Origin of the sequence: Oceanipulchritudo coccoides, assembly GCF_010500615.1 — a bacterium.
GTDB lineage: Bacteria > Verrucomicrobiota > Verrucomicrobiia > Opitutales > Oceanipulchritudinaceae > Oceanipulchritudo > Oceanipulchritudo coccoides.
This window is the reverse complement of sequence record NZ_JAAGNX010000001.1, coordinates 849,491-861,428: the sequence shown is the minus strand read 5'-3', so window position 1 is coordinate 861,428 and position 11,938 is coordinate 849,491. Positions and strand designations below refer to the sequence as shown.

Sequence of the window (11,938 nt, the reverse complement as noted above, 5' to 3'; positions counted from 1 at the left end):
CTATTTGTTGCGGTTTCTCTGCCAGCTCTCCGAGTGGATCAGCCCAAGGAAACGGGGATCCATCAATTCCGAACTCCATTCAAGACGCATCTCGTCCAGCTCTTTTGCAATGTCCTTGTGTGAGGAAAGGATATTGCGCTGTTCCCCGATATCCTTCTCGAGATTGAAAAGCAGCGGAGCCTTGTCCGGTCCGGGAATTACCAGTTTGAAATCATCCTTTCGGATTGCGTAGCGTTGCTGGTCAAACTTCCTCAGGTAGATTGCCTTGTGCGGCGTACAGGTGTTGTCTCCGGTCAGGAACGGCACCAGGTTCACACCGTCAAGGGGCCGCTCGGGACTGACTGGGGCCTGAGACAACCCGGTGATCGTCGCGAAGATATCCAGCGAGCTGACAGGCTTGTCGTAGGTCTTCCCGGAAGGAACCTTCCCAAGCCATTGCATCGCGAAGGGGACGCGGAAACCGCCTTCCCAGGCATCACCCTTTGCTCCCTTTAAGGGCGTGTTACGGGAGGCGTTTTTGGAAATCGGACCTCCGTTGTCTGAAAGGAAAAAGACCAGCGTGTTCTCCTCCAGCCCGTTCTCGCGAAGAGTGGTCAGGACACGCCCTACCCCGTCATCGACAGCGCTCACCATGGCGGCGTAGGTCCGGCGCTTCTCATCCTTGATATCGGAAAATCTCGCGAGGTACTTTTCAGTCGCCTGAAGGGGAAGATGCGGGGCGTTGTAGGACAAAAACAAGAAAAACGGCTTGTCCTTGTTCACAGAGACAAACTCAACCGCCGCATCCGAAAATTCATCCGTGAGATATTTGGTCGGCGCAACCGCCTCATGGTTCCGGAGGATCCATGTCCGGTAGCTCTCCTGCTCATCCGTGGCAGAATAACTGTCCTGAATAACCAGGTCCTCGGGCATATACCGGTGACCGCCTCCAAGGTGGCCGTAAAAGAAATCGAATCCACGATTCAGCGGATGCAAGTCCGGATGCGCGCCCAGGTGCCACTTGCCAACGATCCCAGAGGTGTAGCCGACCTTCTTCAACACGGTCGCCATCGTTTCCTCCTCAAGGGGGAGGCCCATATTGGGATCACCCGGTTGGTATTGTGGATTTCTTTCGAACCCGAAGCGTTGTTGGTAGCGACCGGTCATGAAGCCTGCACGGCTCGGTCCACAAACGGCATAGGAAACATAGCCGCTGGAAAAACGGACTCCCTGGTCGGCTATGGAGTCAATGTGCGGAGTGGGGATGTCTGTACATCCGTTAAAACCGACATCGGCATAACCGAGATCATCCGCCATGATGACGATCAGGTTGGGTTGATCAGCCGCCTCCATGGAGAAAGCGGCAAGGCACAGGCTCAGGCTGGGAATAAGGAATTTAGGATTCATTGGTTTTCCTGTTAACAGTTTTCAATTAGTCAAATTTGAGATTGTTCTTTTTTAGAGCCGGTTCCTTGAAGGCTTTCATTTGGGTGACCAGTGAATTCTTGAGCCGTTCACCGATTTCCTTGTAGTCTGGATTTCTGTAGAAGTTAATCAGCTCGTCCGGATCTTTCTCAAGATCAAAGAGCCAGGGCTTCTCACTAGGTGAGATGACCAGCTTATAGCGATCATCCACCGCCGCCACCCATCGGCTTCCGGCATTGGTGATATAGACAATTCGGTCCCCGGTTGATGCGCATTCCGGTCCGAGCAGCTCGGAGGATCCGTTCAAACCGTGGAATTCCCTGCCTGAATCAACCCCCATGATCCCGAGGACTGTCGGGGCGAAGTCAACCGTACTGTAAGCAGTATGGACCAGCTTGCCCGGCTTGATCTGTCCGGGGTACTTTATAATGAAGGGAATCCCGGCCGAGGTTTCCCATGGCGTTCCCTTGTTGTGCTTGGCATGCTCGCCCATCGAGTCGCCGTGATCCGAAGTGAAGACAACTATCGTGTTCTTTTCCAGGTCATGATCTTTTAGATACTTCAGAATTTTTCCGACGTTATCGTCGATGCATTTGACCATCCCGAAGTAATCCGCCATCTGTTCCTGCTTGAGTGTTTGAGCAGAATTCTTTCCGGTCACCGAGCTCCATTTGGGGGAACTTTTCAATGCAGCCCTCAAAGTCCTGGGCTCTTCAAACTTGAGGTGTGAATACATCGAGTCGTACGGTTCCCTGACCGAGTTGGGGCCATGCGGGTCAGGCAGGGAGAGCATCAGGCAAAACGGCTTTTCCTTGTCGCGATCGATTATTTCAATGGCCTTGTCGGCGAGAAAATCGGTGGCGAAGGATTTGTCCGTTGCCGTGGAGATATCGTACCGGTAGCGCTCGTTTTCCGGATTGTAACTGCCGCCGACTTTTGGCCCGTCACCTGTTTCCTCAAAAAGCTTCCAATGACCGCGGTTGAACATGTACCGGTTATCTTCAAACCCGAACTTGCGTGCAGGTGCCCACCCCGGCTTGGCATCCCCGTCAAGATGCCACTTGCCGATATAAGCGGTAGCGTAGCCTCCGTCCTTGAGGATTTCGGCGAAAGTCACCATGTTGTCATGCAGGGGCATGTCGTTTCTCGCGGAGCCAGTGGCAACCGGATACAACCCGGTAACAAATGACGCCCGTGAAGGCGTGCAGACCGGGGAAGCGGCATAAAAGCTCGTGAACAAGGCACCATCCCTGGCGATGGAATCGATATGCGGAGTATCCACCTTCACCCCTTTTCCCCAGACGAAGGCCTGGTCTTCGGGCAGTTGGTCGCGATAACATCCGAGCGTGCGGAAATTGTGCTCATCCGTGTGGATGATCAGGAGATTGGGCTTCGTCGAGGAGGCGAAGGCATTGGAACCGGGCATTGTGGCCGCTCCAATGAGCAATATGTTAAAGAGCGATTTCATAATTGTGTCTTTCAAGGTTTGAGTGGAATCAATCCCACCAGTTATAGTTGTTTGCGGGAAAGGCCAACGGCTTCAATTGCGCCTCCCAATTATCCCAAGCAGTCTGCAGTTCATTCTTTTCCTTCTTCATCGAGGAGGAAAGGTCCGTGCTTTCCACCATGTCACGGGCAAGGTCATACAAATCCGCCTTCTTCTCCTTGGTCCTGGAACGCACCAGCTTGATGTCGCCTTTGCGAATTGCCCAGTCGTCATTCTGCAGTGTGCGCCAGAACAGCTGCTCATGCGGCCTTTCCTCTTTCTCCCCGGTCAGGAAAGGAATCAGATTCACGCCGTCAAGCGGCCGCTCGGAAGATACAGGAGAACCGGACAACTCCGCGATTGTTGGAAGAATATCAAGTGAAATGACCGGGTGGTCGTAATCAACCCCGGCTGGAAGGTGGTTTTTCCACTGAATGGCAAACGGGACACGCACACCGCCTTCGAACAGGGAGGCTTTCCAATCGCGCAATGGAGTGTTGTCCGATGCATTCTTCGAGGATCCCCCGTTGTCCGAAAGGAATATGATAATCGTGTCCTCCATCAATTCCTTCTCCTCTAGTGCATTCAATAACAGCCCTACCCCGTCATCCACGGCGCTGACCATGGCGGCGTAAGTGCGCCGTTTCTTGTCCTTGATGTGCTTGAATCGTTTGAGATATTTTTCCGTCGCTTGAAGCGGCGCGTGTGGGGCATTATAGGCAAGATACAGGAAGAAGGGCTTCTCAGAGCAGGCCTGCCGCTCGACAAAGCTCACCGCCTCCCGGCTGAATGCGTCTGTGAGGTATTCTGTCTCCTCGACCCGCGTATGATCACGAAGCAGTTTTGTCCTGTACCATTCCCACTTTTTGCTGACTTCAGAGAGGTCGTTGAGGGTCAGCTCGCTCGGGAAATACTGGTGCCCACCAGCGAGGAACCCGTAGAACTCATCAAAACCGCGGTTCAGGGGATGGTTTTGCGGATGTGATCCCATGTGCCACTTGCCGATGATCATGCTTTGGTAACCGGTTGGTGAGAGCACTTCGGCAATGTTCTTTTCCTCGAGGGGAATGCCGGCATGGGGCACTGATGGGTCGATCGTCGGATTTCGCGTGAACCCAAAGCGGTCCTGGTAACGCCCGGTCAGCAATCCCGCCCGGCTGGGTCCACACACGGAGTAGCTGACATAGCCGTTGGTAAATCGGATTCCGTTGGACGCGATCGTGTCAATATGAGGGGTCGGTATCTCCGTTCCACCATTGAAACCGACGTCATTGTAGCCTTGGTCATCCGTCAGGATGACAATCAGATTGGGGTTCTTCGCGAAAAGGGGCTGAGTTGCCAGAAGACCCAGTCCCGCAAGACAGAGCAGTGAACGTGGCAGGTGTATATTTAAGGTGTTTTTCATTGTCTGGATTAATCGGGCTGGATGGGTTCGACGTAGTAACTGTATCGATAAGATTTATCCTCGAGACGGTATTCGGGATGGCAAAGCTGTCCCCAGCTGTTGTCACCGCCCACGCCCATCTGGGCGTGGTCAATGTTCAAATAAACGCAATCCGGCTTCGGAAGCTGCCAGCTGTATGCCTTGCTGCCAATGTCTGCCTTGCTGAAGTGGGAAATATTACAACTGAGAAGATCATCACCAAGGACGCGCAGCCCAAAGCCTTCCCTGTCTTTCACTTCAATCCAGCGGACATCCACTTTGTTGCCGTTTTCCTGCGGCTTGGAATACTCAATCCAGTTTTCACGGACGGTCGTCGAGTAAATCCCCACGGGTTCCCAGCGACGATCGGAATAAGTCGGATCAGGCCCGCGGCCATACCACCTCACAATATCCATTTCCTTCGGCAAAATCCACTCGGTTCCGATCCGCGGAATCATTGGCAGGACTTGGTCAGTCTTATACGAAAAATCGACTTTGATGCGTCCACAGGGAGCCACTGTGTAGACGAGGTCAACCTTGGCACTGCCATCAAGGACATCTCCCTGAAACGAGATCCGAACCGATCCATCAGCTTTGTCTTCAAGAACCGCATTCTTCGGGGACCAGGTATCCATTGCATTCAACCAGATCCGGCTGGGCTCGAGGGCAACACGTTTTGGATTATAATCCCGTCCACTTTCCAGAAGTTCAGCGCCTCGGTCGTTATCGGTCGGGGCGCGCCAGAAATCAGGAAGAGGTCCTCGCTCGATCAAATCCACGCCCTTGACTGTCCAACGGGTAAGGCTCCTGTCCCTCTTGCTGAAGGAGAGACTCCAATCCTGTCCGGACACGTTAATCGTATGCCTGTCATGATTACTGATCAGGGAGGATTCCGCAGCCTCAGGCATGGGAACTGACCACTTGCCACCGAGTTTCATTTGTTCCCAGGCAAGTTCATAGCCGATGTCCCACCATGGGCTTGCCTCTTTTGTCCTGAATGATAGCCGGAGCCATGTTTCCTCTTCCAGGTCCTGCATGCCCACAGCATCGGGAAGTGGAATTTGCGTGCTTTGGCCGGCACCGATGAAGGGCAATTCGAGGATTCCGTTTTCCACAGATCTCCCTGCTTTCAAAACCGACCAATAAAGGACAAACTGCCCGGACAATTCCAGGAAATCATACCTGTTGAGGATCGAGACGGAGAGACCGTCAGGGGAGAGCACTGCCTGTACAGGTTGCTGGAAATGCTTGAGGGCGCGCAGACCGGGATGAACGGTCCAGTCCGAGCTGATCAGGCCGTTCATGCAGAAATTGTTGTCGTTGTGGATGCCCAGCCGGTTTTCCCACCAACCTCCATAGGCGAAGAATTCCGTCTCACCCCAAGGCCCTATTATTCCGTAGGGAATCGGTTGGCGCAGCCCCTGGTCCATCCAGTCCCAGACAAATGCCCCTGCGATGCGCGGGTTGGTCCAGATCTTGTCCCAGTAAGCATCAAGATTGCCATTACTGTTGCCCATTGCATGGGTGTACTCAGCCAGCATGATGGGCCTTCCGGGACCCCAGTAATCAAGGGTTTCCTCAAAATCCTCCGCGACGAGATACATCCTGGAAATGATATCTGTGCCGACTCCCTCTCCCTGCGGATGAGTGGAGTTTTCGTAATGAACAATTCGTGACGGGTCGCGCCGGGAAGCCCACGCATAGCAGGCATTCGTATTGGGCCCGTCTCCCGACTCATTTCCGAGCGACCACATGACTATTGACGGGTGATTGAAGTCGCGCTCGACCATGCGTTGCACGCGGTCAACGTGAGCCTTGCGGAATTCCGGATTCAGGTTCATCCCGTTTTCGCTTCCCCGACCGAACCCATGGGATTCAATATTCGCCTCGTCGATCACGTAGATTCCATACTTGTCACACAGGCTATACCATTCAGGGACATTCGGGTAGTGGGAGGTTCGCACGGCGTTGATGTTGTGCTGCTTCATCAGCTTGATGTCCCGCAACATGCTTTCCGTATCCACCACATGGCCCATGTCCGGATGGTGCTCATGGCGGTTTACCCCCTTCAGCTTGACGCCAACGCCGTTGACCAGGAACTGGGAATCGCGGATTTCCACACGCCGGAAGCCGATCCGCTGGGCGACTGCTTCCTTGACTTCCCCCGACTCGCCAGTGACGGACATAACCAGCGTGTACAAAAATGGATCTTCCGCGCTCCATGGGCGCACGCTCTCCAACTCAATTGAAGCAGCAGCCTTCCCCCCCTCGTTCTCAAGGCTCATTGCAATCGCCGGAATCGTACCTGATGGATCGATCAACTCGAGGAGGAGATCAGCCTCACCGGACAGAGAGGCCCCGACCGTCAGCGTCCCCGACCCGTCAGAGAAGTCGTAATCACCAACAACATTGAAATTCCTCAATCCCTCGCTTGTCCCTTTCCACAGGTAGACATCGCGGTAAATTCCGCTCAGCCGCCAGAAGTCCTGGTCCTCAAGAAGGGACCCATCGGAAAAGCGGTACACTTCGACCGCAATATGGTTCGTTCCCTGTATCAGGTATTCCGATACATCAAACTCGGCCGGCGTACGGCTACCCTGACTGTACCCCACCCTTTCGCCGTTGATCCACAAATAAAAGGCGGAATCCACTCCCTCGAAATGCAGGAATACCGGCTCTTCAGCGCAGAGGGATCCCCACCATGATTCCGGCAATTCAAAACTTCTTCGATACGAGCCGACCGGGTTCCAGTCGTGCGGGGCCCTGAACTCATCGGCAGGAAACGGGTATGGGATATTCGTGTAGATGGGAAGACCGAACCCTTCCGTTTGCCAATTGCCGGGGACCTTGATCCGGTCCCAATCCGCATCCGCATATTCGGGAAGAAAAAACCCATTAGGTCGTTTGGCTGGAAATGGAGACCACTTGAATGCCCAGCTACCGGAAAGGGTCATGTAACGGGAGGAAGCTTTCGGGTGATCAATATCCCCAAGCGCAGACTCCCTGTCGGGAAAGGGAATAAAGGTCACGCGCGGGGCTTCCGTGTTCACCTGGATGACTGCCGGGTTGTCCCACTCCGGGCGTACTTCGCCAGCATTGACGCCATTCTGGCATGAAATTGCCAGAAGGGATAGCAGGATGGCTGTTGGGTTGGGTAACTGGAATTTTATCATGGGGGTAAGTGTTCGACTCAGAATGGGAGTCCGGTGTTCAGGGTGCCTTGGACTTCCAGTCCATTTTCTGGTCGGGGTTCAAGTATCGTGGCTGTTCGTTGTCCATCAGGGCGCGATGAATCTCATAGGTGACGCTGCTCCAATCCTCTCCCTCCAGCCACAAGGGAACGACTTGTTCGCGATCCCATGCAATCAGGGATTTCTTCATCAATTCAAACTCCAAAGGATGGCTTTCACGAAGGTCCACGCTCTCACCCAGATCAGTCCCTAGATCATAGAGGCGGTAGCCGAAGCCCTCCAGCCGGATGAGCTTGAAACTGCCATGCCGGGCAGCTGCCATCCGGTCTTTCCGCCAGAAAAGCATCTCATGGGGGGGGCGCTCCTCCTCGCCAAGCAGGTAAGGCAGCAGATTGACTCCATCGAGCGGCTTACCGGGGGTCTCCTCAAGTCCGGAAACGGCGAGACAGGTGGCCAGGACATCGAGGGAACTGCTGAGCAGGTCAAACCTTTGCCCCGATGGAATGGTTCCTTTCCAGCTCACGAGAAAAGGCACGCGATGACCACCCTCGAACTTGTTCCCCTTCCACCCCTTGAGCGGATCATTCCGTGACTGGTTGTTATGCATCCCGGCCCCGCCATTGTCGCTCAGGAAAAAAATCAAGGTGTCTTCCATCAATTCCTTTGATTCAAGGAACGTCATGATTTTCCCGACATTTTCATCTAGGGACCATGTCATGGCGGCCAGCTTCTGGCGCGGGTGATTCGCAAACCTTTCAAGGTCAGCCTCCTTGGCCTCCATTGGCGTGTGCACGGCATTGTAGGACAGGTAGATGAACCAAGGCTGGTCCACGGTGCTGTCCATGTACTCGATCGCCTTGTCCGTGAAGACGTCCGTCAAGTAGCCCTCAAAGTCAACCTGCGTGCGGTTGTGGAGGATCGCCCGGTAATTCTCCGGCTGGTCAGCTCGTGTATCCGGGAAATAACTACGACCTCCTTCGAGAAACCCCCAGAAATCATCAAATCCGCGGTTGTTCGGATGATACATCGTGCGGTTGCCGAGGTGCCACTTCCCGATACAAATACTGCGGTAACCAGCGGCTCCCAGAACGTCCGCCATGGTCGACTCAGCCGGATCCATCCCCGTGTCGTCGGGCGGGACATTGCATTCGTGGCCAAATCGCTGCTGGTAGCGACCGGTCATCAGCCCGGCCCGCGAGGGGCTGCAGACCGTCGCCGTGACATGGGCATCCGTGAAGATGGTCCCCATTGAGGCCAGCCGGTCAAGGTTGGGCGTCGGAATATCCGGCGATCCCATGAATCCAAAGTCATTGTAGCCTGCGTCATCGACCAGGATCACGAGCACATTCGGCCGCGTATCTGCCTGCACTGCCGAAATTGCCAGACAGAGGGTTGCCAGTCCCGCCAACAACGGCTTTGAGGCTGCATTATTTAAACAGAATGGTCTCATCGTGGTTTATCTCTATTCTCAGGGTCGTTCAATCGCTCCTCCCATCAGGTCCGCTTCCTTGTCATCGTGACCAATCCCGCCCAGCTCACGCTCGAGAAGCGATTTCATTTTCTTCACCTTCTCGGGATACAACCCCGCGAGGTTGTTCTGCTCGCCTGGGTCTTCCGGAAGATAATACAAGAGGCCGGGCGCGGAAATACTCTGCTTGTCTACAATGCCAATTTTCCTGCGGTCCCTCATGACTCCCTTCGGGACATATTTCCACGGCCCATCACGGAGGGATTCAATTCCAACTCCCTGCTGGACCAGATACTCCCGCCCGGTCTGAGACCGTCCAGTCAGGGTCTCGATCATATTCAAACTGTCACGTGCTTCCCCTTCCGGGACTTCCGCGCCAGCAAGGGCAGCAAGGCTGGCCAGCAGGTCAACCTGGCTGAACAGGGCATCCGTCACTCCCGGCGCGATTGCTCCAGGCCACGAAACAATAAAGGGCATGCGGGTCCCACCTTCCCACGCACTGTATTTGCCGCCACGCCATGGGCCCGATGCACGGTGGTCGCCATTCATCTCATAGGCTCCATCATAATACCCGTCAAAGAGCACCGGCCCGTTGTCGCTTGAGAAAATAATAAGCGTGTTTTCTTCCAGCCCGAGCCGATTCAAGGTTTCCAGCAGAATTCCAACCCCCCAGTCCATCTGCACAATCGCATCACCGCGTACTCCCAACCCGCTTGAGCCGCGAAAGCGTGGGTGCGGAATTCGCGGGACATGGTTTTCATGGGTCGCATAATACAGAAAAAAGGGATTCATCTTGTTCGATTCAATGAATTCAACCGCCTTTCCCAAAAAAATGTCCGGCAATTCCTCATCGGTCCATCGGGCGGAATTCCCCCCGCTCATATATCCGATCCGGCTCGTCCCATCAACGATTGTATAGGCATGCTGATAGTCGGCCTGGTTCTTCAACAGCCCGGGATGAGTGTGGCCTGTCGGGTCTGTCCCAACCGGGTCCTGATAGCTGACTTCAACCGGGTCCTCCGCATCCAAATCCACAATCCGCCCGTTCTCGATATACACACTCGGTACTCGGTCACCCGTCGCCGCCATGTGATATGAATAGTCGAATCCCACTTCTCGAGGGCCAGGCGCAATCTCCCCGTTCCAATCCAGCGGCTCACCCTGCCCGCCAAGGCCAAGATGCCACTTTCCAACCAGCCCGGTCACGTAGCCTCGACTCTTTAATAACGAGGGTAGCGTGGCTTTCCCGGTGTCGATTATCAACGGCGCGTTGCCACGCAAAATGTGCGCCTCCTTGTTCCTGAAGGCATATTCCCCGGTCAGCAGGGAATAACGGGATGGGGTGCAGGTAGAGGAAGCCGCATACGCCGATGTGAAGCGTAATCCGCCTTTAGCAAGCAGGTCCAGATTCGGCGTGTCCACACCCGTCGCACCGTAACTCCCAAGGTCCCCGTACCCAACGTCATCCGCATATATCACTATGATGTTCGGCGACCCCACTCCCAAAAGCGATGCGCATCCAAACAGCCACAGGCCCATCCCAAAACAGCATTCCCAGGTCACTTTCTTCAGATTCCTCCCCTTCACTCTTTCTCCTCCATACGCGCATTTTCCTGTCATCCGTTCGCTACGCAACTCTAAACTTTATTCCGTAAGAGTTTAGTTTTGGCCGGCGGACGACCATCAGCTAATGTGCGGCAAATCCCATTTTTCCCTATCCGGAGAGGCGTTCAATAAGGAGCGGGGCAACCCTCACCAAGGGGGATTCCCCCTCAGACGACTCCGCAATCTGCCCGACGCGGGCAATGGCCATCTGGGCAATCTTATCCATATCCTGCTGGATGGTGGTCATCGGCGGACTGGCCATACCCCCCATCTGTGCGCCGTCATACCCGATGAGCCGGAGCCCCTCAGGAATGGACACATCCATGAACCCAAGCACCTCGAGGAAGGTCACGGCGAGCCGGCCGTCGGTGACAAAGAAGTCACTTTTCGGGGGGTGCGACTTCAGGTAATTCTGTATGTTCAGGGCAACCTTGAAATTATTTTCATCCCATTCAATGGGCGCGACGGTCAGGGAGTCCTCGGGGCGGCCAGCTTCGAGCCAGGCCAGACGAAAGCCATCAATGCGGGCCTTGATCCTCGGATTATTCTCAGACCCGCCGAAGTGAGCGATACAAATGCTTTTTGATCCCTGAAGGATGAGGCGTTCGGCTGCCATGCGCCCACCCTGATGGTGATCGGTGACAATATTCGCAAAGTAGCGGTCGCTGTAATCCGCATCGAGCCCGATCACCGGAACATCGAAGCCCTTGCTGTGCTTCAGGAGTGCGCTGCTGCTGCGACTGCCAATCAGCAAGGCATCACAATCTTTCCAGATGGATTCCGGAGGCTCCTCCTCAAGCGGGAGCAGATTGATCTCAAGTTCCAGATTGTGATAGTCGCACTCCTTCTTCAAGGCATCCGCAAGGCGGCGAAAACCGGAGAAATAAATGTACTTGTTTCCCGAAAAGACCGCGCGTACCCGCAGGGAGCGCAGAATCTCCGTGTAAACGTCATCCGAGACTAAATAGCGCTTGTTTGCCTTCGGACGGACCCACTTTTCCTCCTGCAAGACCCGCAAGGCACGCCAGACCGCATCACGGCTGATATCCAGGTGTTCCGAAAAGGCGCGAATCGGCGGCAGCAATTCCCCTGGCTGCATTCGATGGGAGCGTATGTAATGTTTGATCTGCTCGCTGGCAAAATCCCGCCGGTTCGTCTTTGTTGTCACCTGTTCAGGGCGGTTGCTGTCGATCGGATTATTCATATGTCATAAATGCTGAGAAGTTTCAGACAAACACAGTTTAAATCAGACAAAATGGCAAGATTCTTGTGCGCAATCTTTTCTCTTGCAAGTTGCGACAGAATTCAGACTAATTCTTGGCTCAATCGCCGTGCCTACCTATCCCCGAGGGGATCAACAA

The 11,938-nt window shown here is 54.5% G+C and carries 7 protein-coding genes; all 7 read right to left on the bottom strand.

Going from position 1 to position 11,938, the window contains the following annotated elements:
- Window positions 1-1,386, bottom strand: coding sequence for a sulfatase-like hydrolase/transferase (locus G0Q06_RS03440; RefSeq protein WP_163962485.1), 1,386 nt, complete (start codon window positions 1,384-1,386; stop codon window positions 1-3).
- Between the two features lie 25 nt (window positions 1,387-1,411).
- Entirely contained in the window at window positions 1,412-2,872 is a 1,461-nt protein-coding gene (locus G0Q06_RS03435) for a sulfatase family protein (protein ID WP_163962483.1), read from the bottom strand.
- Between the two features lie 28 nt (window positions 2,873-2,900).
- Window positions 2,901-4,295: a sulfatase-like hydrolase/transferase gene (locus G0Q06_RS03430; protein WP_163962482.1), complete on the bottom strand. Its 1,395-nt coding sequence runs from the start codon at window positions 4,293-4,295 to the stop codon at window positions 2,901-2,903.
- Between the two features lie 8 nt (window positions 4,296-4,303).
- Window positions 4,304-7,486: a glycoside hydrolase family 2 TIM barrel-domain containing protein gene (locus G0Q06_RS03425; RefSeq protein ID WP_163962480.1), complete on the bottom strand. Its 3,183-nt coding sequence runs from the start codon at window positions 7,484-7,486 to the stop codon at window positions 4,304-4,306.
- Window positions 7,487-7,523: 37 nt separating this feature from the next.
- The gene (locus G0Q06_RS03420) at window positions 7,524-8,954 is read right to left on the bottom strand and encodes a sulfatase-like hydrolase/transferase (protein WP_163962478.1); all 1,431 of its coding nucleotides are present in this window, start codon (window positions 8,952-8,954) and stop codon (window positions 7,524-7,526) included.
- An 18-nt stretch (window positions 8,955-8,972) separates the two neighbouring features.
- The gene (locus G0Q06_RS03415) at window positions 8,973-10,511 is read right to left on the bottom strand and encodes a sulfatase family protein (RefSeq protein WP_163963316.1); all 1,539 of its coding nucleotides are present in this window, start codon (window positions 10,509-10,511) and stop codon (window positions 8,973-8,975) included.
- 175 nt (window positions 10,512-10,686) lie between these two features.
- Complete coding sequence (locus G0Q06_RS03410) at window positions 10,687-11,781, bottom strand: substrate-binding domain-containing protein (RefSeq protein ID WP_163962476.1); 1,095 nt, start codon at window positions 11,779-11,781, stop codon at window positions 10,687-10,689.
- Window positions 11,782-11,938: the final 157 nt, after the last annotated feature.

Coding starts and splice junctions, on each gene's coding strand:
- G0Q06_RS03440 (WP_163962485.1), bottom strand. CDS start 1,386: ATGAATCCTAAATTCCTTATTCCCAGCCTGAGCCTGTGCCTTGCCGCT.
- G0Q06_RS03435 (WP_163962483.1), bottom strand. CDS start 2,872: ATGAAATCGCTCTTTAACATATTGCTCATTGGAGCGGCCACAATGCCC.
- G0Q06_RS03430 (WP_163962482.1), bottom strand. CDS start 4,295: ATGAAAAACACCTTAAATATACACCTGCCACGTTCACTGCTCTGTCTT.
- G0Q06_RS03425 (WP_163962480.1), bottom strand. CDS start 7,486: ATGATAAAATTCCAGTTACCCAACCCAACAGCCATCCTGCTATCCCTT.
- G0Q06_RS03420 (WP_163962478.1), bottom strand. CDS start 8,954: ATGAGACCATTCTGTTTAAATAATGCAGCCTCAAAGCCGTTGTTGGCG.
- G0Q06_RS03415 (WP_163963316.1), bottom strand. CDS start 10,511: ATGGGCCTGTGGCTGTTTGGATGCGCATCGCTTTTGGGAGTGGGGTCG.
- G0Q06_RS03410 (WP_163962476.1), bottom strand. CDS start 11,781: ATGAATAATCCGATCGACAGCAACCGCCCTGAACAGGTGACAACAAAG.